Origin of the sequence: Sphingorhabdus profundilacus (assembly GCF_009769755.1) — a bacterium.
GTDB classification, from domain to species: domain Bacteria; phylum Pseudomonadota; class Alphaproteobacteria; order Sphingomonadales; family Sphingomonadaceae; genus Sphingorhabdus_B; species Sphingorhabdus_B profundilacus.
In genome coordinates this window covers 835,494-856,243 of sequence record NZ_SDWJ01000002.1, presented here as the reverse complement: position 1 = coordinate 856,243, position 20,750 = coordinate 835,494, and the positions used below count along the sequence as shown (strand labels likewise).

22 protein-coding genes are annotated in these 20,750 nt (G+C 56.5%); 17 read left to right on the top strand and 5 right to left on the bottom strand.

The genetic code is table 11. The features are described from left to right. Positions 1-18 precede the first annotated feature (18 nt). Positions 19-1,050 (bottom strand): uroporphyrinogen decarboxylase, encoded by a 1,032-nt coding sequence (gene hemE / locus EUU23_RS11840; protein ID WP_160354293.1) that lies wholly within the window; start codon positions 1,048-1,050, stop codon positions 19-21. Between the two features lie 299 nt (positions 1,051-1,349). Between hemE and EUU23_RS11835 the strand changes: the two genes are divergently transcribed. The 10 genes from EUU23_RS11835 (at position 1,350) to EUU23_RS11790 (ending at position 7,888) form a co-directional block, all read left to right on the top strand. Further along, the gene (locus EUU23_RS11835) at positions 1,350-2,180 is read left to right on the top strand and encodes a pyruvate, water dikinase regulatory protein (protein ID WP_160354292.1); all 831 of its coding nucleotides are present in this window, start codon (positions 1,350-1,352) and stop codon (positions 2,178-2,180) included. Further along, positions 2,177-2,773, top strand: coding sequence for a Maf family protein (locus tag EUU23_RS11830; RefSeq protein ID WP_179956549.1), 597 nt, complete (start codon positions 2,177-2,179; stop codon positions 2,771-2,773). The genes EUU23_RS11835 and EUU23_RS11830 overlap by 4 nt, the downstream gene beginning before the upstream one ends. Next, positions 2,770-3,579: a shikimate dehydrogenase family protein gene (locus tag EUU23_RS11825; protein ID WP_160354291.1), complete on the top strand. Its 810-nt coding sequence runs from the start codon at positions 2,770-2,772 to the stop codon at positions 3,577-3,579. The genes EUU23_RS11830 and EUU23_RS11825 overlap by 4 nt, the downstream gene beginning before the upstream one ends. Beyond that, a complete protein-coding gene (coaE, locus tag EUU23_RS11820) occupies positions 3,576-4,175 on the top strand; it encodes a dephospho-CoA kinase (RefSeq protein WP_160354290.1) in 600 nt (199 codons plus the stop codon). Before EUU23_RS11825 ends, coaE begins: the two co-directional genes overlap by 4 nt. 31 nt (positions 4,176-4,206) lie before the next feature. Beyond that, complete coding sequence (gene dnaQ / locus EUU23_RS11815; RefSeq protein WP_160354289.1) at positions 4,207-4,917, top strand: DNA polymerase III subunit epsilon; 711 nt, start codon at positions 4,207-4,209, stop codon at positions 4,915-4,917. A gap of 12 nt (positions 4,918-4,929) precedes the next feature. Beyond that, positions 4,930-5,505, top strand: coding sequence for a ribosome hibernation-promoting factor, HPF/YfiA family (gene hpf / locus EUU23_RS11810; RefSeq protein ID WP_160354288.1), 576 nt, complete (start codon positions 4,930-4,932; stop codon positions 5,503-5,505). 90 nt (positions 5,506-5,595) lie between these two features. Further along, on the top strand, positions 5,596-6,063 hold the full coding sequence (locus tag EUU23_RS11805; RefSeq protein ID WP_160354287.1) for a PTS sugar transporter subunit IIA: 468 nt from the start codon (positions 5,596-5,598) through the stop codon (positions 6,061-6,063). Next, the gene (locus EUU23_RS11800; protein ID WP_160354286.1) at positions 6,060-6,404 is read left to right on the top strand and encodes a DUF1491 family protein; all 345 of its coding nucleotides are present in this window, start codon (positions 6,060-6,062) and stop codon (positions 6,402-6,404) included. The genes EUU23_RS11805 and EUU23_RS11800 overlap by 4 nt, the downstream gene beginning before the upstream one ends. 167 nt (positions 6,405-6,571) lie before the next feature. Continuing rightward, positions 6,572-7,294: a cell wall hydrolase gene (locus EUU23_RS11795; protein ID WP_160354285.1), complete on the top strand. Its 723-nt coding sequence runs from the start codon at positions 6,572-6,574 to the stop codon at positions 7,292-7,294. Positions 7,295-7,375: 81 nt separating this feature from the next. After that, entirely contained in the window at positions 7,376-7,888 is a 513-nt protein-coding gene (locus EUU23_RS11790; RefSeq protein ID WP_160354284.1) for an MmcB family DNA repair protein, read from the top strand. A 69-nt stretch (positions 7,889-7,957) separates the two neighbouring features. Here the strand turns inward: EUU23_RS11790 and EUU23_RS11785 are convergent, their stop codons facing one another. The 3 genes from EUU23_RS11785 to EUU23_RS11775 form a co-directional block, all read right to left on the bottom strand. Continuing rightward, positions 7,958-9,895: a DUF3604 domain-containing protein gene (locus tag EUU23_RS11785; protein ID WP_160354283.1), complete on the bottom strand. Its 1,938-nt coding sequence runs from the start codon at positions 9,893-9,895 to the stop codon at positions 7,958-7,960. Between the two features lie 76 nt (positions 9,896-9,971). Further along, a complete protein-coding gene (locus tag EUU23_RS11780) occupies positions 9,972-10,763 on the bottom strand; it encodes a sterol desaturase family protein (protein ID WP_160354282.1) in 792 nt (263 codons plus the stop codon). 5 nt (positions 10,764-10,768) lie between these two features. Then, complete coding sequence (locus EUU23_RS11775) at positions 10,769-11,863, bottom strand: alkene reductase (protein WP_160354281.1); 1,095 nt, start codon at positions 11,861-11,863, stop codon at positions 10,769-10,771. 73 nt (positions 11,864-11,936) lie between these two features. On the opposite strand from EUU23_RS11775, the gene EUU23_RS11770 reads away from it, so the two are divergent. Genes EUU23_RS11770 through EUU23_RS11745 form a run of 7 tightly spaced genes read left to right on the top strand, consistent with a single transcriptional unit; the run spans position 11,937 to position 18,391 of the window. Beyond that, positions 11,937-12,809 (top strand): DMT family transporter, encoded by an 873-nt coding sequence (locus tag EUU23_RS11770; RefSeq protein WP_160354280.1) that lies wholly within the window; start codon positions 11,937-11,939, stop codon positions 12,807-12,809. Positions 12,810-12,847: 38 nt separating this feature from the next. Beyond that, positions 12,848-13,513: a COQ9 family protein gene (locus EUU23_RS11765; protein ID WP_160354279.1), complete on the top strand. Its 666-nt coding sequence runs from the start codon at positions 12,848-12,850 to the stop codon at positions 13,511-13,513. A 48-nt stretch (positions 13,514-13,561) separates the two neighbouring features. Further along, the gene (locus tag EUU23_RS11760) at positions 13,562-13,804 is read left to right on the top strand and encodes a FeoA domain-containing protein (protein WP_160354278.1); all 243 of its coding nucleotides are present in this window, start codon (positions 13,562-13,564) and stop codon (positions 13,802-13,804) included. Next, a complete protein-coding gene (gene feoB, locus EUU23_RS11755) occupies positions 13,801-15,654 on the top strand; it encodes a ferrous iron transporter B (protein WP_160354277.1) in 1,854 nt (617 codons plus the stop codon). Before EUU23_RS11760 ends, feoB begins: the two co-directional genes overlap by 4 nt. Before the next feature lie 35 nt (positions 15,655-15,689). After that, positions 15,690-16,214 (top strand): single-stranded DNA-binding protein, encoded by a 525-nt coding sequence (gene ssb, locus EUU23_RS11750; RefSeq protein ID WP_160354276.1) that lies wholly within the window; start codon positions 15,690-15,692, stop codon positions 16,212-16,214. A gap of 46 nt (positions 16,215-16,260) precedes the next feature. Then, complete coding sequence (locus EUU23_RS14200; RefSeq protein ID WP_246156442.1) at positions 16,261-16,938, top strand: TVP38/TMEM64 family protein; 678 nt, start codon at positions 16,261-16,263, stop codon at positions 16,936-16,938. After that, positions 16,931-18,391 carry a dihydrolipoyl dehydrogenase family protein gene (locus EUU23_RS11745; RefSeq protein ID WP_343032719.1) on the top strand — a complete coding sequence of 487 codons (1,461 nt, stop codon included), beginning with the start codon at positions 16,931-16,933 and terminating at the stop codon, positions 18,389-18,391. Before EUU23_RS14200 ends, EUU23_RS11745 begins: the two co-directional genes overlap by 8 nt. A 22-nt stretch (positions 18,392-18,413) precedes the next feature. Here EUU23_RS11745 and EUU23_RS11740 read toward each other — a convergent pair whose 3' ends face one another. Beyond that, the gene (locus EUU23_RS11740; RefSeq protein WP_160354275.1) at positions 18,414-20,675 is read right to left on the bottom strand and encodes an NADP-dependent malic enzyme; all 2,262 of its coding nucleotides are present in this window, start codon (positions 20,673-20,675) and stop codon (positions 18,414-18,416) included. Positions 20,676-20,750: the final 75 nt, after the last annotated feature.

The window sequence follows — 20,750 nt, the reverse complement described above, 5'->3', positions numbered from 1 at the left end:
AGGAGCGGCTTTCCCGGTTTATCCTTTGCGGACCAGATTAAGCAGCTTTTCGACATGTTCAATGGGGGTATCGGGCAAAATACCATGCCCTAAATTGAAAATATGGGGCCTATTGGCAAAAGCCGACAATATATTGTCAACCGCATTGGTCAGATCAGCACCACCAGAAACCAACGCCAGCGGATCAAGATTGCCCTGAACAGGTAGTCCCTTGGGTAATTCGCGGTTCGCCCAGTGCGGATCGACCGTTTCATCAAGACCAATCGCATCAACGCCGGTTCCTTTGGCATAAGCCGCAAGCTTTCCGCCTGCACCTTTGGGAAAACCGATAATTGGCGCATCGGGATGGCGCGCCTTTAACCGGCGGACGATTTCGGCATTGGGGGCAATCACCCATTTTTCAAATTGGGCAGGTGATAAGGAACCCGCCCAGCTATCGAACAATTGGACGGCATCAACGCCTGCCTCAATCTGTCCGGCCAGATAATCAACGGTGGCGGTAATGATCGCCTCAATCAATGCGCCGAAGCGTTCGGGTTCGGCATAGGCCATGCGTCGTGCTTCGGACTGGTCCTTGCTGCCCTGTCCATGCGCCATATAGGTCGCCACGGTCCAGGGGCTGCCCGCAAAGCCCAGAAACGTCGTTTCGGGGGCCAGGGTAGCAGAAACCTTACGCACCGTGTCCAGCACCGGCGCAAGACGTTCTGGCGCAGGGGTGAAATCCTCCAACGCGGTCTGTGCCAGCCGAGGCGCCAAGCGTGGACCTTCGCCGGTTTCAAACCATAGATCCTGACCCATGGCGTGTGGGATGACAAGGATGTCGGAAAACAGGATAGCCGCGTCGAAACCAAAGCGGCGGATAGGCTGGATTGTAATCTCGCTTGCCGCATCGCTGTCATAAGCGAGTTCCAGAAAACCGCCTTTTTCTGCACGCAATGTACGATATTCCGGCAGGTAACGCCCCGCTTGACGCATGAGCCAGATCGGCGGAATATCTTCCTGTTGGCCCTGCAGGACTTGAAGCAATTTCTTGGAAGCCGGAACGGACATCGGGAAAGGGAATCCAATCAAATATATATTTATATTAGGATGATGAAAGATGATGGGCTGTTGATAGACATGCCCTTAAAAGCTTTTGCGGATATTGCCAACAGCTTGACCTCATACAAACCAAGCAGACACTTGGATTCGCATTTTTCATCCCCGTTATTCACAGGCTGTGGAAGCTGCAAAGCCCTTGTGGATAGCCTGTGACAGAATCGGGAGGCAAAAACCGGCTAGTGGGGAAGTTTGAGCGCCGCAAACTTTGTCCCTTGATTTATCCCCAGCCTGCCAACAAGACTGTGCCCATGGAACGTTTTCATCTCCACTTATTGTCGGATTCCACGGGTGAAACGCTGGAAAATATTGCCAAAGCCGCACTCGCGCAGTTTGACGGTGTCGAAAATGTTGTCAAACATTTCTGGCCGATGGTGCGTTCGGAAAGCCATTTGGACCGGATTATGATCGATGTCGCTGCAAATCCGGGGCTGGTGCTGTTTACATTGGTCAACCGGGATACGCGGCGCAAGCTTGAAAATAGGTGCAGAGCCCTGGGCCTGCCTGCGGTGGCCGCGCTTGATGCCGTCAGCGACGCTTTATCCAATATGTTGGGACAAGAAGCAAAGGCCCGACCCGGCCGGCAACATGCGATGGACGCCGCGTATTTTGCGCGTGTGGATGCCATCCAGTTCACAATTGCCCATGATGACGGGATCAACGCGCAAAATTGGGAAGAGGCCGATATTGTGCTGGCGGGTGTGTCACGGACGTCCAAAACACCGACCAGTATCTATCTTGCGAACCGCGGTTACAAGACGGCGAATATTCCCATCGTGCCGGAATCGCCCCCGCCCCCTATCCTTTTTACACTGAAACATCCGATGGTGATCGGGCTGGTGACCAGCGCTGAACGGCTGGTGCAGGTCCGGCGCAACCGGTTGTTATCGCTGAACCAGTCGCCCGACACAGATTATGTGGACGAAGAAAAGGTCAAGGCGGAGGTTGCCCATGCCCGGCGGATGTTTGCCGATAATGGCTGGCCGGTGCTTGATGTGACGCGGCGCTCGATTGAAGAGACGGCGGCGGCGATTATCAACCTGTTCAACGAACGCGAATTACAACAGGCCCAAACATCGTGACGCTGATATTGGCGTCGCAAAGTACCGGACGGGTCGCGATGTTGCGTGCTGCCGGTGTCCCGTTGGAGGCAATGCCCGCGTTGGTAGACGAGGCGAGCATCAAGGAATCGCTTGCTGCGACCGGAGCCAAGCCCCGCGATATTGCCGATGCGCTCGCCGAAGCCAAGGCGCGCAAGATATCCGGAAAATTTTCTGCGGCGCTGGTGCTAGGCTGTGACCAGATTGCGGTCACTGCCGAGGGCAAGATATTAGACAAGCCGGAAAGCCCCGCCGACGCCCGCGCTCATCTCGCCCAGCTATCGGACAAGACGCATCGGCTGATAACTGCTGCCGTCATCTGCGAAGCGGGCGAACCGGTATGGCGGATTGTTGACAGCGCGCAGATGGCGATGCGCCCGTTGAGTCCATCGTTCATCGATAAATATGTGACGGATTATTGGGACCAAATCCGCCATTGCGTGGGCTGTTACCGGATCGAGGCCGAAGGCGCGCAATTGTTTAAAAGCGTCAGCGGTAACCAGTTTACGATCATCGGCCTGCCCCTGCTGCCCGTGCTTGACTATTTGCGGATACGGGGTCTTTTGCCGACATGAACAAATATGCCGAAGTCATCGGACACCCGATATCCCATTCCAAATCCCCGCTGATCCACCGGTTCTGGCTGAACCAGCTGGGGCTGGTGGCGGACTATCGCGCGCAAGATATCCAGCCTGACAATCTGGAGGGTTATTTCCGCGACCGGGCGGCGGACCCCGCGTGGCGCGGCTGCAACATCACAATTCCTCACAAGATCGCTGCGCTCGAATATGTCACCGACCCCGGCGATGTGCGCGGCTCTATTGGCGCAATCAATACGGTTTTCCGGGGTGATGGCGGAGCGCTGGTCGGGACCAATACCGATGCGGGCGGTTTTTACGGGCCGATTGCCGATATGCCGTTGGCCGGGGAAACTGCGGTGGTTATCGGTGCAGGCGGCGCGGCGCGGGCGGTGCTGTTTGCCCTGGCGCAGGCCGATATCGGCGATGTAATCCTGCTCGCCCGAAACGGTCTGAAGGCCGCAGGGTTGCTGGCGCATTTCGGGCTGAAAGGGCGTGTGTTGTCTTTGGATGCGCGTCTGCCCGAGGCGGCGTTGCTGGTTAATGCCAGCCCCCTCGGCATGAAAGGGCAGGAACCGTTGGAAATTGATCTTGCGCCACTTCCCGATCATGCGCTGGTCTATGATCTGGTCTATGCACCTATCGAAACCGCCTTGCTGAAACAGGCGTGGGCGCGGGATTTGGAGGTGGTCGACGGTCTCGAAATGCTGGTCGGTCAGGCCGCGATTGCGTTCGAACTATTCTTCGGCGTCACCCCGCCTGATGACGAAGAAAAAGCCTTGCGGGCGCTACTGCTGAAATGACCGCGCCGCACATCATCGGGCTGACCGGATCGATTGGCATGGGCAAGTCCACGGTGGCCGCCATGTTTGCCGATGAAGGCGTACCGGTGTTCGATGCAGATGCGGCGGTGCATGAACTGCAAAAAGCAGGTGGAGCGCTGGTGCCCGCAATCGAGTCGGCCTTTCCCGGCACCACCGATACGCACGGCGTCGACCGCAAGGCGCTGGGTGCGGCGGTCTTTGGGGACAGGGACAGGCTGGCAAAGCTGGAATCGATTATCCATCCCGCCGTGGCGGAACAGCGCACCGCTTTTCTACGCGATCATGCGGATGCGGATATGGTGGTGTTTGACATTCCGCTTCTGTTAGAAAAGGGCGGACATAAGGGCGTCGACAGCATTGTCGTAGTATCTTCGCCCTATTTAGTTCAACGCGAAAGGGTGCTGGCGCGACAGGGGATGACGACGGAAAAGTTCGACCAGATTGTCGCGCTGCAAATGAATGATGCCGATAAGCGGGCGCTGGCTGACCATATTATAGAAACTGGGGATTCGCTGGAGCAAACGCGCGACAATGTGCGCGAACTTGTCAAAAAGCTGCGCGCGGGTCTTGCATAACATTGAAAACAGGCTCACATTCACCGGTAGAATGCGTGAGATTATTTTCGATACCGAAACGACTGGCTTTGACCCCCTGACCGGGGATCGGATGGTGGAGATAGGGTGCATCGAAATGGTTGGCCGGGTCATGACCGGCGAAAATTACCATGCCTATTTCAACCCGCAACGTCCGATGCCTGCTGCTGCTGAACAGGTGCATGGGCTGTCGGACAGATTTCTGTCGGACAAACCCCTGTTCGCGCACAAGGCGGAGGAATTGCTGGCCTTTCTGGGCGACAGCCCGCTTGTCGCGCATAATGCCAGTTTTGATTTCGGCTTTCTCAATGCCGAACTAATATTGTGCGGTCTGGCCCCTGTGGCATTGGGGCGGATGGTCGATACGGTGGCGCTGGCACGGGTCAAGCATCCGGGGGCAAAGCTCTCCCTTGATGCCTTGTGCACCCGCTATGGCATTGATCGTAGTCACCGGGTCAAACATGGGGCCCTGCTTGATGCCGAACTATTGGCTCATCTCTATATTGAACTGACCGGCGGAAGGCAAATCGGCCTTGGTCTGGTCGATAATGGCAGCACGGATCAGATGACGACCGGTGTCCAGGTCCCCCTGTTGGAAATTTCAAAACCTTATCGCGAACCACGCCCGCACAGCGCCTCTGCACAGGAACTGGCGCGGCACAGCGAATTTATCAGTAAAATCAAGGATGCGCTTTGGCTCGATACTGGGTCGGCGCTTAAATGAAGGAGTTAGGCGATGGATATCAGGGTTTCAGGACATCAGGTCGAAACCGGTGAAGCGTTACAGAGCCATGTTGAAAAGCGGCTGAATGCAATTGCCGGTAAGTATTTTTCCAAGGCATTGTCATCGCACGCGACATTTGGCCGTGGCCCACATGAACGCTTTACCAGCGATATCGTCATGCATGTGATGCAAGGACTGGTGCTGAAAGGTCGTGGCGAGGCACAGGACGCGCATGTCGCACTTGATCAGGCAGCTGACCGGATTGAAAAGCAGTTGCGCCGTTATATGCGCCGCCTTCAGGACCGTCATGCCCAATCCGCCCATGCCCTGCGCGAAGAAGAAGCGGCCTATACGGTATTTGATGGCGGTGATTTTACAGAAGATGCACCGCCACCCGACGCACCTGTCATTGTTGCGGAAATGAGCGTGGACATCCCCGAATCTACCGTTTCGGATGCGGTCATGCTGATGGATTTACGCAACACACCTGCCTTGCTGTTTAAAAACACTGGCACTGGCCGCCATAATATGGTTTACCGCCGGGAAGACGGCACGATCGGGTGGGTTGAACCAAAATCCGTACCTTAGAACTCGGCCGAAATCTTAACAGATATGTAAACTTATTCAGATAATTGGGGTTTGCCACGCGGCCCCGGGTCGATTGCAATTGAACAAGATATGATTCGAATTTCCACTAGGCTCGTCGAAGGGGCTGTCGTCGCGAATCTGGTTTGCACCAGCAAAACCGACGTACTGGCACGCCTTTCGATTATAGCTGCAGAAAATTATGTGTTGGACGCCGACGCTGTGCTCGACGGTTTGGTTGAACGCGAACGGCTGGGCCCGACGGGTTTTGGCGGAGGCACCGCCATTCCGCATTGCAAGGTGACGGGCATTGACATGCCGGTTGCCGTTTTTGCGCGCCTTGCCAAGCCTGTTGACTATGATGCGGTTGACGACGAACCTGTCGATCTTGTCTGTGCGCTGGTATCACCGGCGCAGGATGGGGCATCGCATTTGCGTGCATTGGCGGAGGTTTCGCGCCTGTTTCGGGATGAGAAATTCCGGACCCAATTGCGCGGTGCTGCCGATTCCGGTGCCATGTTTGCCTTGCTGACCTTGTCTGAAGAGCGCGACGCGGCTTGACTGAACCGCGGCTGACCAGCCAGTTTCGGATTTCGGCATTACAAAGGCTGACAGAGGCTGATGGCGGATTTGCTACATTGTTACACAAGGGCGACCCGACATCGGGCGTCATCCTGCTTGTTGGCCATATAAGGGGCGGAAACCCCGTTCTTTTTGAACGCTATCCCGCGCTCGACGGATCCTTGACGTGGCACCGCATAACACAATCACTTGTGGGTGATGAAACGGAAATCACAAAATATTGGAAAACACGTACCCAGCGTGATCCAGATTTATGGGTTTTGGAACTGGACGTCGCGTCGATAGAACGGTTGGACGGACTTTTGGCTACCGACGCTTGACTGTGCTGCGCCGCACAATAAGTGGGCCGACATCGAGTAGCGAAGGTTGTCATGCGGGGCACAAATGGGGTGGCCGGGCAAACACGCGAGTCGGATGCAACAAACGAAGAGCTAAAGCAAAATATTAGAGGCTCATCCGCTGCTGCCGCCGCAATATAGTATGTTACATGTTGAATATTATCCGGGCTGCCTCTGTCGTGGCCATTTCTTGTACCCTTGCATCTGCCGCGTTGACCGCAGATGCCGGTTTTGCCTTTGGTAACCACCAAAGCACAGCGCTTGGCGCTACGTCCATCGTCATTGATGCCGCCCAAATTGCGGCAGACCAGCAAAATTCCGACCGCCTGAAAAATGGTGAGATCACGACAAAGCTGGGTGAAAATGGCGATATCATCTTCATTCCTGGAAATGGTGGCGCAGACACTCCCGAAATCGGTTCCAGCTTGGCAGACGATGCGCGCGAAGAGAGCGTTTCGGCTTCCTCGCTGACCGAACTGGTTCGTATGCAGGATACCTCTGAACCGCTGGACAGCGAAGAACGCTGTCTCGCCGGGGCCATTTATTTTGAATCCAAGGGCGAATCACTTGCCGGTCAATTGGCCGTCGCGCGCGTCGTCATCGCCCGTGCCCAGTCGGGAAGATTCCCGAGTACGCTTTGTGGCGTAGTGTATCAGAAAAGCCAGTTTTCTTTTATCCGAGGCGGCGGCATGCCCCGCATTTCCACATCTAGTACGCATTGGCGCAACGCCGTTGCGATAAGTCGTATTGCGCTGGAAAATAGCTGGAAAAGCCCGGTCGAAGGCGCGCTATTCTTCCATGCCCGCCATGTGTCGCCAGGCTGGCGGCTGACCCGGATCGGGTCGATCGACAACCACATTTTCTATCGCTGATCGCAGCCGAAACAGTATGAAAAGATAAGGGCCCCGAAATGGGGCCTTTATTTTGTTCCTTATACGTTCTATCCCATTGTCATGGAAGACCTTGAAACCTTCATCCATTTGCAACCATCCGCAAAGGTGAGTCTGGATGGTGCTGCTGCGGTTGCACGCGGTGTGTCACGCCTTTTCCTGCGGAACCAGATCATGGTTCAACCGGAGGTGTCGTTACGCAACAACCGGCGTGCCGACCTGATGGGTATCAATGCCAAGGGCGAGATTATCATTGTCGAAATCAAATGCGCCCGCGCAGACCTGTTAGGGGACCAGAAATGGCCCGAATATCTCGACTTTTGCGACCGCTTTTTCTGGGCTGTTCCCGCCGGTTTTGACATCGGCCCCTTGCATGGGGATGCGTTCATGCCCGAACGGGCAGGCCTTATTATTGCCGACGCTTATGATGGCGAAATTGCCCGCCCCGCCGCGCTGGTCCCTTTGGCCGCAGCCAGGCGCAAGACTGAAACCCAACGCCTCGCCCGTTTGGCGATGCGCCGCCTGATGGGCATCGCTGACCCCGACCCGCGATTTTCGGATATTGAGGCGGAATGAGTTTAAGATAGAGGGGTCGGGAATTTTTCCGTCAAAAGGAAAAACAGCCTTGGTAATGACCCCAAAATCTCAGCCGGTCTTTGCCGGATTATACCAAATCGGTGACGTATAGGCCCGTTCTTGCGATTTTAATTCAGTGCCGGGTAACAATTTTGCACCATAACGGATGGCGTCGAACAGGACCCAGCGTGGGGTGGGAATTTCGAGCACGCGCAGATAGTAAAAAGCTTTCTGCTTTGCGTTGAACTCGGGGTCGCGCCACACTGTCTGCAGCTCGGGATCGCCGATGCTGTTGGTATAGCTTGCCCTGGCGATATCGACTGTGTCGCCCACCGCCGGAACCTTGCCATTTGCATTGCGCGGGCGCGAATCGGAATCCCCCCAGACCACGTCGAATATCTTTTCCCGCATTTGGCCGGTTTCATCCACCCAGCCCTTGACCATCTGTACCCGGTCGAGATTGGCCCCCATCGGGTCTTTCAGTGCGGAGATCAGGAAGCTTGGCGCCCCCTGTCCGGGTTTGAGATCCGCGCCCATAGGAACGCCTCGATTATAGCCTGCGGTCACCCAGTTTCCGGCAAAATCTTCAGGTTTGAAATCCCATCCGCCAAAGAAGCGCACCGTCATGCGTGGGCCGGTTGTGGCGTAAATTTCCTTACGCATCATCGCATCAAAAATGGCCGCACGGCTGTTGGCCGTTGCCCACACGGCGGCATAGCCACCGGCGAGATAGTGCCAGCCAAAGCGTCCCTCACGGGTGCCCAGATTCTGCGCCTCGGACGCGCGTTTGCTATTGGGCTCGCCTCCCGAATGCTTGCCGAAAAAATTGTTTTCATCGGCGGTGGCAAGTGCTGTGTGGCTGTCGGTTGACCCGATGACGCCAAATTTATATGGGTTCACGCCAGTCTTTGCCTCAATGGCGAGTCCGCGCTTCAATGCTTCCCGGATATATTCGCCTGCGAAATCCTGAGGCTTTTTCACCGCCTGCATCGTCAGATTGCCCAATTCCCATCCGGCGGTGCCATAGCCTGCAAATTCGTCATTAGGGGACAAAAAGGGATGCGCTTCGCTGTCGCCCTTGATCTGGGTGATTTCCACTACCGGTTCGTGTGCGGCGCGGCGTCGGGCATATTCGGCGGTCATCGGTCCGCCCCCCGGGCCGACCAATTCGAACATCAGGCCGTTGGACAGGTTGCTGTTATGCGGAATGGCGAGCACCTTGCCACCGGTGCGCTTTTCATAATCGTCCATATAGTCCCACAACTGGCTGACCGGTGTGTCACCCTGTCCGGGATCATAGGGGAGCACCTGATCGGTGCGGCTTTTGCCGTCGCGGAACATGACCACACGGTGGAGATTGTTGCCGCCAGGCATCAACGTATATTCAAAACCCATGAAGGCGGTAAATTTGCCGGGTTCATTATAGCGTTCGACCAAAGTGCTATGGCCGGTCCATATGCTTGTGGACGTCTTGCGCTGTCGCTCTGGATCGGTCAGCGCCTTTGGCAAATCATTGCGGCCGACCCGGTCGATGAGCTCTGCTGTGACCCGCTGCATACCTTCGGGGCCCTTGTGCATTTCATCATGCCAGCGGCGTAGCGTCGGGTCGCGGATCAGGAATCCGGGTGCGTCATACAAAGCTTTTGTCGCACCCAGCCCACCAGAGTGATCGGCGATGACCAGAAAATCGAGCGGTCGTTCGAGTTTCGCTTTCAAACCCCAGGTTGAGACGACTTCTTCACCCCGTGCAAAGCGCAACGCCTCTTCCGGCCCCAATTTTACGCCGAAGCCAAATGCGTCGATAGAATTCGACGTATGCAAATGGGTGTCGCCCCAAAGCAATTTCGTCGCAGGTCCGGACGTAACCTCTTTGTCAGACGTGACTTGAGCTGTGCGCGCATTCGCGAGAATGCTTTTTTCCTGCCATTGCCGCCATCCGTAGGTCAGCCCGATCCCGACGGTGATAACGGCTACGGTCCCCAAAATGATTACGCGCTTTTTGGCCATATCTTTTTCTCCCCGACGGAAAATTGCGCCGGAAAACGGCAGGCGTCAATAGCGTCGCAATGAGTCCCCGTTGACGTTACGTCACAGGTAATTTCATGCTCCACAAAAATGTTGAAGGTCGGCCGTCGTCGATTTCGGACAACCCGATTGCCTGATGTTCGCGACCCATAGCAGATTCATCTGCATATGTGCCAAACAGACGGTCCCACCATGTCAGGGCAAAGCCATAATTTCGATTCTGCTCGGCAACATCGATGCTGTGGTGCACCAAATGCATGTCGGGCGTTACAAGAATATAGCGAATAATCCGGTCCGTTTGGCGGGGCAGACGGATATTGCTATGGTTGAACAGCGCGTTGCAATTCAGCCAAAGTTCAAAGGCCAGCGCGACCAGCAGGGGCACCCCCAGCGCGGCGACACAGGCTGATTTGAACAATGTCGAAACAATCAGTTCAAAGGGGTGGAATCGCAAGGCCGTTGTTGCATCCAGATCGCGGTCGCTATGATGTACCTTGTGCATCCGCCACAAGAATCCAACCCGGTGCATCGTCCAATGCTGCACCCAAACGGCCAGATCGAGCAGGATGAAGGCCAGCAAAGCCTCCACCCACCAAGGCCAGACTGTCTGGTTAAAAAGACCAAAATGGTGCGTATCGGCCCAGACAGCAGCGCTGCCGACCACCACGACCATCGACAATATTCGGCCGATAACGGCATTGGTCAGGAAAAACAGCGCATGGGTTAGCCATCGCGGGTAGCGGCCAAGGACCAGTTCGCGCCGGGGCCAAAACCATTCTGCCACAGCCATCAGCGCCAGCATTGCGGCGGGGATGGCTATCGCATATAGGCCTAGCCCCGCCTCAATCATTAGCTTTAGGCGTCCGCGCTTTCAAGTAAAGGGTAGTCGGTATAGCCTTCTGCGCCCGGCGAGTACCACGTCTTGAAATTGTCAGGCGTCAATTCTGCCCCGACGCGCAGCCGTTCGACAAGATCCGGGTTGCCAATATAGGGCCGTCCAAAACTGATCGCGTCGGCAAGGCCCGAGCTAAGATCAGCGTCGGCAAGTTCCCGTGTGTATTCCTGGTTCAGGACCAGCGGCCCTTTGAACACTTCACGAATATGCGGGGAAATGCGGGGCACATCAGTCCGGCCAAAATTGCCATAGGGCTTTATTTCACGCAGTTCGAGGAAGGCGATGCCGATATCCTGAAGCGCGGCAGCTGCGGCAGTGAACAGGGCGACAGGGTTGCTGTCATCCGCGCCCTGGGTTTCACCATTGGGCGACAGACGCACTGATGTCCGGTCGGACCCGACGGCATTGACGACGGCCTGCGTCACTTCGCGGAGCAGGCGAATACGGTTCTCGATTGGGCCGCCATATTGATCTGTCCGGAAATTGGAATTGTCGCGGAGGAATTGGTCGATCAAATAGCCATTGGCGGCGTGGATCTGGACGCCATCAAATCCGGCGGCCATCGCGTTTTTGGCGGCGTGGACATAATCTTCAACAATGCGCGGAATCTCGGCTGTTTCAAGGGCGCGGGCCTCAGTATAAGGCTTTTTACCCTCAGCAGTGTGCGCGTCGCCCGGCGCTGTAGTCGCCGATGCCGATACTGGCTGCGCCCCGCCCAGAAAATCGGGATGGACCAGACGGCCCATATGCCACAATTGCAGGATGATTCGTCCGCCAGCTTCGTGTACCGCCTCGGTCACCGGTTTCCACGCCGCGACCTGCGCGTCGCTCCACACGCCCGGTGCGGATGGCCAGCCCAGTCCTTCCTGCGAAATGCCGGTGGCTTCTGCGATGATCAAACCCGCGCTGGCGCGCTGGCTATAATATACGGCTTTCAATTCGGACACAGGGACATGGCCGGCGCTGCTGCGTCCGCGGGTCAACGGAGACATAAATACTCTATTAGGCGCGGAAATTGCGCCAAGCTGGATAGGATCGAACAAAGTTGCTGTCATAAATCTTCCTGTCATTAAGGCTTTGGTTTGCAGCCAAGATGCGGATAAGCGTTGCAAATTGCAACGGGGGTTTATGCCGACAAAGATTTTCCATCAGCAAAGCCCGAAGGCTTTGGCCTTTTTGGCGCTGATTGCCGGGAATATTGCCATCGCCTTTGGCCCCCTGCTCGTGCGCTATGCCGATAGCGGCCCGATAGCGACGGGATTCTGGCGGTTGGCACTGGCGACGCCTTTTCTGTTTCTGGTCAGCCATCGATTCGGGTTTCGCCTGTCGACCGTGCGTCCGCAGACCTTTCTTTTGGTCCTTATTGCGGGCGTGTTTTTCGGGATCGACATCATCGCCTGGCATATCGGTATCTTCCAGACCAAGCTGGGCAACGCGACGCTTTTCGCCAATTGTGCCAGCCTGCTGCTGGTCATTTACGGGGTGGTGGTAGCCCGGAAACTGCCGGGCAAATGGCAGATCATGTCGGTGATGCTGGCCTTTGTCGGTGCGGCGTTGCTCATGGGGCAAAGCCTTGAACTGTCGCCGGTGCATTTCGCAGGCGATCTTTTATGTCTTGGCGCGGGACTGACTTACACCATCTACTTGCTGATGATGATGCGGGTGCGGGAAAATACCGAAAGCTGGGGCGCGCTGGCGATGGCGAGCACCGTTGCGGCGCTCGTGTTGCTTCCTGCTGCATTATTTGCAGGTGAGCAGATTCTTCCTGCTGTCTGGTGGCCGGTATTACTGCTGGCTTTTACCTCGCAATTTCTGGGGCAGGGATGCCTCACTTATGCCCTACCGCATTTCAGCCCGCTGGTCATCGGGCTGGCGCTGCTGTTGCAACCGGCATTGTCGGCGACAGCGGGTTGGTTTGCCTTTGGCGAGGCGCTGACCTTGCTCGATTTCACCGGCAGCCTGCTGGTAATGACCGCTTTGGTGCTGGTGCGAAGGCAATAGGGCTTTTCTTCATCCCCGTGAACGCCTACATTTCCTGTATGACCAAATCTACCCTTGCTGATGACCCGACGCTTGATGAAATCCGCGTTGCACTTGCCCCGCTTATCGCCCGTAATGCGGCCTTTGACGGGTGGAGCACCGCGGCGGTTGAAACGTCTGCGGCAAAGCTGGGGCTAGACCCGGATGTTGCTGCGCTGGCGTTCAAGGGCGACGCGATGGCGATGGTCGACGGATGGATCGAGTCGGTAGACCTCGAACTGGCGCGTCGCTTGCCCGCGGAAAAACTGAACGCGATGAAAATACGGGACCGCATCACTGCACTGTTGGCGACGCGGCTGGAAATCATGCACCCTGAACGTGAGGCGCTGCGCCGTGCGATGGCGATTATGGCCATGCCGCAAAATTTCGTTCGCGCGACCAAAATCGGCTGGCGTTCGGCCGACCGTATGTGGCGGTTGGCCGGGGACACAGCCACCGATTTCAACCATTATACCAAAAGAGCAACTCTATCCGCAGTCTATGGCAGCACGCTCAGCGTGTTCGTCAATGACGAAAGCGCTGATTTTGCCGATACCCGCGCCTTTCTCGACCGGCGGATCGACAATGTGATGCAGTTTGAAAAGGTGAAAGCCCAGGCGCGCGCGCGACGGGAATATGTTCCCAGCCTGTCGCGTTTCATCGGACGGCTGCGCTATCCCGCCTAAAAACGAATAGCACTTGATGTTATTGCGAATCGGTTGCAAATGTGACCCGTGCAATTAGACGATCTCCCGCTTAACAGCCATGCAAGGGTGCAAACCATCAATTGGGCTGCGATTCCCGAAAGTGAAGGCCATCGCCTGCGATCACTCGGGCTGGAAGAAGGCGTTGAGATCGAGGCACTGCACAAGGGCATATTATTGTGGCGTGACCCGATTGCTGTGCGCGTCGGGCGAATGCGGATCGCACTGCGGCGCAAAGTTGCCTCGGCCATTTCCTGTGAGCTAGTCGCATGACTGGAACACCGCCGCTGGTAGCTTTGGTCGGTAATCCGAACAGTGGCAAAAGCTCGCTGTTCAACGCGCTGACAGGCGCGCGCCAGAAAATTGCCAACTATCCCGGCGTGACGGTGGAGCGTAAATCGGGGCGCACGGCGCTGCCCGATGGCCGTCCGGTCGAACTGCTCGATCTCCCCGGCGCCTACAGCCTGCAACCCGACAGCCTTGACGAGGCGGTGACCCGCGATGTCATCCTCGGCAAACTGGCCGGACAGCGCCGCCCTGACGCGCTAGTCATCGTGGTCGATGCGGGCAATCTTGACAATCATCTGCGCTTTGCCATTGAACTGATCGGCCAGGGGCTGCCCGTCGTGATCGCCCTCAATATGATCGACCTTGCCGAACGTGACGGGTTGGAAATCGACCCGACAGTGTTGGCCGATGAATTGGGCGTTCCGGTGGTCTCGACCGTCGCGGTACGTAAGCGCGGTCTGGATCGGCTGCTCATCATGCTTGCAGAATCGCTGTCGAAACCCAGACTGCAAGAGGACGAAGCGACGGAAAGCCGCAAACAGATTACTGAACGCGCCCACCGCATTGCCAAACGCGCGATCATCCATGAAACGCAAGGGCGGCAATGGACAAGGCGGCTGGATGCGATTCTGTTGCACCCTGTGGGCGGCGTGGCGATATTGCTGGCGTTGCTGTTTGTTATGTTTCAGGCGGTATATGGCTGGTCAGAAGCCCCCATTAGCTGGATCGAAGCGGCATTTGCGGCGCTTACGAATGTTATCAACGCGCAGATGCCCGACGGTCTATTGCGGTCTTTCCTGACCGACGGGGTCATTGCAGGCGTCGGTGCGGTCGTGGTGTTCCTGCCGCAGATCCTGATATTGTTCCTCTTCATCCTCATATTGGAAGCGACGGGTTACATGACGCGCGCCGCATTTGTGATGGACCGTATGATGGCGGCGGTCGGTCTGTCGGGGCACAGCTTCATCCCGCTTCTGTCCTCTTTTGCCTGCGCCATTCCAGGCATTATGGCGACGCGCAGTATCATGGACCAGAAGGAACGGCTGGCGACGATATTGATCGCGCCGTTAATGACCTGTTCGGCGCGCCTGCCGGTATACACCTTGATTATCGGGGCGTTTATTCCGGCGCAAAATATTGGCCCCGGCATCGGTTTGCAGGGGCTGGTGCTTTTGGCGCTCTATTTGTTCGGTATTTTGGGCGCGATGCTGGCTGCGGCGGTTATCCAGCGTTTCGTCACTCAAAGCCGCAGCAGCAGTTTCCTGATCGAAATGCCGCGTTACCAATTGCCGCGCCTCAGCGACATTGCGCTTGGTTTGTGGCAGCGCGCCTGGGTATTTCTGCGCCGTGCGGGCACCATCATATTTGTGGCGTCCATGATATTGTGGGCCTTGCTCAGCTTTCCAAAAGTGCCGGCGGGCAGCACACAGAGCCAGGTGGAATATTCGATTGCAGGCAATATTGCCGATGTCATCGAACCCGTTGTCCGCCCCATCGGCTTTAATCACGATATTGCCTTGGCTCTGATCCCCGCCATGGCCGCGCGTGAAGTTGCGGTTTCCGCGCTTGGCACCGCTTATGCCATTGATGCCACCGATGAAGAGCAGGCCGCGATGAGCCTGGGCCCCAAATTGGCGGCCAAATGGTCGTTGGCCACTGCTTTGGCCTTTTTGGCGTGGTTCATCTTTGCCCCGCAATGTATTTCTACCATCGCAGTGACGCGGCGCGAAACCAATGGCTGGAAATGGCCGATTTTCATGGTCACCTATCTGTTTGCGCTTGCCTATATTGCGGCAGGGGCTACCTATTGGACAGCAATTGCGCTTGGCCTTTAAACGCCGGCGTTTCCAAAAAGACTAAGGGGTAGGACATGGCGGGTAGCGTCAATAAAGTAATAATCGTCGGTAATCTGGGCGCGGACCCTGAGGTGAAATCTTTCCAAAATGGGGGACGCATCTGCAATTTACGCATTGCGACATCAGAAGACTGGAAAGACCGCACTACCGGCGAAAAGAAAGAACGCACCGAATGGCACAGCGTCGTCCTGCAAAGTGACGGGCTGGTCGGTGTTGCCGAGCGCTTCCTCAAAAAAGGCAGCAAGGTATATATCGAAGGCCAGTTGCGGACCCGCAAATGGCAGGACCAATCAGGTAACGACCGCTATACCACGGAAGTATCTGTCGCAGGGTTCGACGGCAAGCTGGTGATGCTCGATGGTGCACGCGGCGGTTCTGGTGGCGGCAGCAATGACGGCTGGTCGGGCGGTGCGCCATCAGGTGGTGGTCAAGGTGGCGGCGGTCAGTCCGGTCAGGGCGGCGGCAACTGGAGCGGCGGTTCATCAGGCTTTGGCGGTGGCGATTTTGACAATGACCTCGACGATGACGTGCCGTTTTGAAAACAGGCGGATCTGACGCAGGCGGCGCTCCAACCGGACGGGGACGATGATGAAAAAGGCTTTGATCCTATTGCTGGCGGCCGCGGCGCTGCTTGCCTATTTTGTGTTTGATCTCGGCCAATATCTCAGTCTCGAAAATTTCAAGACACAACAGGCCGAGATTCTTGCGGCGAAAAATGCACAACCGGTGCTCTATATGGCCGGTTTCTTCCTGATCTATGTCGCGGTTACCGGGCTTTCCATTCCCGGCGCGGCGATCATGACGCTGATTGCAGGGGCGCTTTTCGGGCTTGTACTTGGAACGATCCTTGTCTCATTCGCCTCGACGATTGGCGCGACGCTGGCCTTTCTGGGGTCGCGCTATGTTTTACGGGATTGGGTGCAGTCGAAATTTGGCGAACGGTTGAAGGCGATTGATGACGGCTTGGCCAAGGACGGCGCTTTTTATCTGTTCACCTTGCGGCTGATTCCAGTATTCCCCTTTTTCGTCATCAACCTGCTGATGGGTCTTACCCGCATTCGCACATGGACCTTTTTCTGGGTTAGCCAATTGGGGATGCTGGCGGGCACGATTGTCTATGTGAACGCCGGAACCCAGATCAGCCAGATAGAATCGACTGCCGGTCTATTGTCACCGGTGCTGATCGGTTCTTTCGTGCTGCTCGCGTTTTTCCCCTGGGCTGCCAAAGGCTTGATTGCATATGTGAACCGACGTCGTGGCTAATTCAGGAACCAAGCCAAAGCGGTTTGACCGCAATTTGATCGTCATCGGCGCAGGCTCTGCCGGTCTGGTGTCGGCCTATATTGCCGCGATCGCGCAGGCCAAGGTCACTTTGATCGAGGCGCATGCCATGGGTGGCGATTGCCTCAATACCGGATGCGTCCCTTCCAAAGCCCTCATCAAAAGCGCGCGGGTGGCGCATATGGTTTCGGATGCGGCGCGCTTTGGCATTAAAACATCGACCCCTACGATAGATTTCCCTGTGGTCATGCAGCGAATTCGCGAGGTCATAACGGCAATCGAACCGCATGACAGTGTCGAACGCTTCACCGGTCTTGGTGTGGATTGTATGAAGGGGTATGCCCGCTTCATCGACCCTTGGACTGTCGAAATTGACGGGAAAACCCGGCTGACCGCGCAATCCTTTGTGATCGCGACCGGAGCCGCACCACTTATTCCGCCTCTACCGGGCGTCGAAGCCAGCGGCTATTTGACCAGTGAAACCTTGTGGGACGAATTTGCCAAACGTCCAGCTGCACCGAAGCGGCTGGTGATATTGGGCGGCGGGCCCATTGGTTGTGAACTGGCGCAATCCTTCCAACGGCTGGGGTCGCAGGTGACATTGGTGGAAATGGCAGAACGGCTGCTGCTCAAGGAAGAGGCTGACGCTGCGGCACTGGTGACCGAGCACCTGCATGCCGACGGCGTGGAGATTTTAACCGGACATAAAGCGGTTCGCTTTGAAACTAACAAATGCCTAATCGTCGAAGGGTCACAGGGCGAACGGACCCTAGCCTATGACGATGTGCTTATCGCCGTGGGCCGCAAACCCCGCATTGCAGGCTTTGGCCTTGAAGAATTGGGGTTGGTCATTGATGGCAAATTGCCGGTCGACGGATTCCTGCGGACCAACATGCCACATATATTATGCGCGGGCGATGTCGCGGGAAAGCAGCAACTGACCCATGGAGGCTCGCATGAGGCCTGGTATGCCAGCGTCAATGCGCTCGCCCGGCCGTTCAAGAAATACCGCGCCGATTATCGTGTTCTACCGCGGGTAACCTACACCGAACCCGAACTTGCGGCGGTCGGGCTGACCGAGGTGGAGGCGACCAGACAGGGGGTCGCTTTTGATGTGACACGCTATGATCTCGATGATCTCGACCGCGCTATAGCCGAAGGAGAACAGGCAGGTTTCGTCAAAATCCTGACTGCCACTGGCAGTGACCGGATATTGGGGGCGACCATTATCGGCGAACATGCTGGGGAGATATTGGCCGAAATCACCTTTGCGATGAAACACCAACTTGGCCTTCGCAAGATTTTGGCGACCATCCACCCTTACCCCACCTGGTCCGAAGCGACCAAATATGCGGCGGGGCAATATGGCCTTGCACGCAAGCCGCTGGCTTTGCTCAAATGGGCTGAACGCTGGTTCCGCTGGCGGCGGGGGTAACAGGGCATTTGTCTTCGGTAATCTACTCCGTCACGGCTGCCGCTGCCAATACTGCCAGCGTGACCAGATCGCTGGTGCTCGACGCCATCGTTGCAACCTGAACCTGCCGCTCCATCCCGATCAGCATCGGCCCGATTACGCGATCACCCCCCAGTTCGCGCAGTAATTTGGCGGACAGATTGGCAGATTGCAGGCCGGGCATGATTAACACATTGGCGGGGCCGGCAAGGCGGCAAAAGGGGTAATTTTTCATCAACGCGGGATTTAGCGCGACATCGGGTGGCATGTCGCCTTCATATTCAAAGTCTGGTTTTCGGGCATCGAGCAACGCCACCGCATCGCGTATATTGTCAAGCCAGGTGCCATGCGGATTACCGAATGTCGAAAAGGATAAAAATGCGACGCGCGGCACATGTCCCATACGACGGGCAACTGCGGCAGTTTTTTCGGCGATATGTGCGAGCTCTTCGGCGCTCGGGCGTTCATTTACCGTGGTGTCGGCGATAAACACCGTATGTGTTTTCCCGACCATGACATGGATGCCAAAGGGTATTTCACCTTTCTTGGAATCGAGCACCCGACGCAATTCGCGCAAGGTTTGCCCAAAGGTGCGGGTGACGCCGGTAATCATGGCATCGGCCTGATCCATTTGTAGCAGCAACGCGCCAAAAATATTACGGTCACGGTTTACCATGCGCTGTATATCGCGCCTTAAAAATCCGCGTCGTTGCAGTCGGCTATACAGACGGTCGACCATTTTTTCGACAAGCGGGCTTTGGGCGCTGTTGTGGATTTCATATTCGTCGGGGTCTGCGCCCAGTTCCCGTAACTTTTCCGTCACGCGGACGTCGCGACCGACCAGTACCGGTATGCCATAGCCATCCTGTTTAAATTGAACCGCCGCGCGCAGGACGACATCTTCTTCCGCCTCGGCAAAAATGACGCGCTTTGGTTTGGCACGCGCCGCTTCATAAACCTGGGTCAACACCGACGTTGTCGGGTTCAGGCGCGCCCGCAGTTCGGCGCGATAAGCCACCATGTCTGCAATAGGCTTCTGCGCTACGCCCGAATCCATCGCGGCCTTGGCCACGGCAGAGGCAACTATTTCCATCAATCGCGGATCGAAAGGTGATGGAATGATATAGTCACGGCCGAATTTATGCGACATCCCGCCATAGGCTGCGGCAACCTCTTCGGGTACGGTTTCACGCGCGAGCTGCGCCAGTGCATTGGCCGCCGCAATCTTCATCGGCTCATTGATCGTCGTCGCCCGGACATCGAGCGCGCCGCGAAAAAGGAAGGGGAAGCACAGGACATTGTTGACCTGATTGGGAAAGTCCGACCGGCCAGTGGCGATGATCGCGTCGGGCCGCGCCGCGCGTGCAACCGGTGGGGAAATTTCCGGATCAGGGTTTGCCATGGCAAAAATAATGGGCTGGTTGGCCATGGCCTTGACCATTTCGGGGCTGAGCGCATTGGCCGCCGACAGGCCGAGAAACACATCGGCACCAACGATCGCTTCGGCCAGAGTGCGGGTGCTGGTCTTGGCGGCATGCGCTGATTTCCACTGATCCATACCCTCGGTGCGACCCTGATATATGACACCGGTACGGTCGCACATGATCACATTGTCGTGCGGAACGCCCATGGCCTTGATCAGTTCGGTGCAGGCAATGGCCGCCGCGCCTGCGCCATTGCACACGACCGTGACGTCTTTCAGCGACCGTCCGGTCAGCTCGCATGCGTTGATAAGCCCCGCTGCTGCAATGATAGCGGTGCCGTGCTGGTCATCATGGAACACCGGAATATTCATGCGTTCGCGCAAGGTCTGTTCGATGATGAAGCAGGACGGCGCAGCAATGTCTTCTAGGTTGATGCCGCCAAAGGTCGGCTCCAACAGTTCGACCGCGTCGATGAAACGGTCCACATCTTCGGTCTTCACTTCAATGTCGATTGAATCCACATCGGCAAATCGTTTGAACAGGACTGCCTTGCCTTCCATGACGGGCTTTGAGGCGAGCGCCCCCAAATTGCCCATGCCCAGAATCGCGGTGCCGTTGGAAATGACCGCGACCAGATTTCCCTTGGCAGTATAATCATAAGCGGTAGCCGGATCGTCGTAAATTGCCTGAACCGGAACCGCGACACCGGGCGAATAAGCAAGGCTTAGGTCGCGCTGCGTCGCCATGGGCTTGGTTGCGACAATTTCGATTTTACCGGGCCGCCCCTGGGAATGAAAATCGAGGGCTTCCTGCGCGGTAAACTGGACGTCGCTGTCGTTCATACTTTGCACTCGCCCTTTTTTATCAACTCATTCACCCCTAACGTGCTGAAGTCGCAAGGGCAAGCATTGCCCCGC

Bases quoted from the DNA above. Each gene is read 5' to 3' on its own strand.
- EUU23_RS11805 (WP_160354287.1), top strand. From the start codon at position 5,596: ATGATTCGAATTTCCACTAGGCTCGTCGAAGGGGCTGTCGTCGCGAAT.
- EUU23_RS11825 (WP_160354291.1), top strand. From the start codon at position 2,770: ATGAACAAATATGCCGAAGTCATCGGACACCCGATATCCCATTCCAAA.
- EUU23_RS14200 (WP_246156442.1), top strand. From the start codon at position 16,261: ATGATGAAAAAGGCTTTGATCCTATTGCTGGCGGCCGCGGCGCTGCTT.
- EUU23_RS11780 (WP_160354282.1), bottom strand. From the start codon at position 10,763: ATGATTGAGGCGGGGCTAGGCCTATATGCGATAGCCATCCCCGCCGCA.
- EUU23_RS11835 (WP_160354292.1), top strand. From the start codon at position 1,350: ATGGAACGTTTTCATCTCCACTTATTGTCGGATTCCACGGGTGAAACG.
- EUU23_RS11740 (WP_160354275.1), bottom strand. From the start codon at position 20,675: ATGAACGACAGCGACGTCCAGTTTACCGCGCAGGAAGCCCTCGATTTT.
- EUU23_RS11790 (WP_160354284.1), top strand. From the start codon at position 7,376: ATGGAAGACCTTGAAACCTTCATCCATTTGCAACCATCCGCAAAGGTG.
- dnaQ (WP_160354289.1), top strand. From the start codon at position 4,207: ATGCGTGAGATTATTTTCGATACCGAAACGACTGGCTTTGACCCCCTG.
- EUU23_RS11775 (WP_160354281.1), bottom strand. From the start codon at position 11,863: ATGACAGCAACTTTGTTCGATCCTATCCAGCTTGGCGCAATTTCCGCG.
- EUU23_RS11765 (WP_160354279.1), top strand. From the start codon at position 12,848: ATGACCAAATCTACCCTTGCTGATGACCCGACGCTTGATGAAATCCGC.
- EUU23_RS11785 (WP_160354283.1), bottom strand. From the start codon at position 9,895: ATGGCCAAAAAGCGCGTAATCATTTTGGGGACCGTAGCCGTTATCACC.
- feoB (WP_160354277.1), top strand. From the start codon at position 13,801: ATGACTGGAACACCGCCGCTGGTAGCTTTGGTCGGTAATCCGAACAGT.
- EUU23_RS11770 (WP_160354280.1), top strand. From the start codon at position 11,937: ATGCCGACAAAGATTTTCCATCAGCAAAGCCCGAAGGCTTTGGCCTTT.
- ssb (WP_160354276.1), top strand. From the start codon at position 15,690: ATGGCGGGTAGCGTCAATAAAGTAATAATCGTCGGTAATCTGGGCGCG.
- hemE (WP_160354293.1), bottom strand. From the start codon at position 1,050: ATGTCCGTTCCGGCTTCCAAGAAATTGCTTCAAGTCCTGCAGGGCCAA.
- hpf (WP_160354288.1), top strand. From the start codon at position 4,930: ATGGATATCAGGGTTTCAGGACATCAGGTCGAAACCGGTGAAGCGTTA.
- EUU23_RS11795 (WP_160354285.1), top strand. From the start codon at position 6,572: ATGTTGAATATTATCCGGGCTGCCTCTGTCGTGGCCATTTCTTGTACC.
- coaE (WP_160354290.1), top strand. From the start codon at position 3,576: ATGACCGCGCCGCACATCATCGGGCTGACCGGATCGATTGGCATGGGC.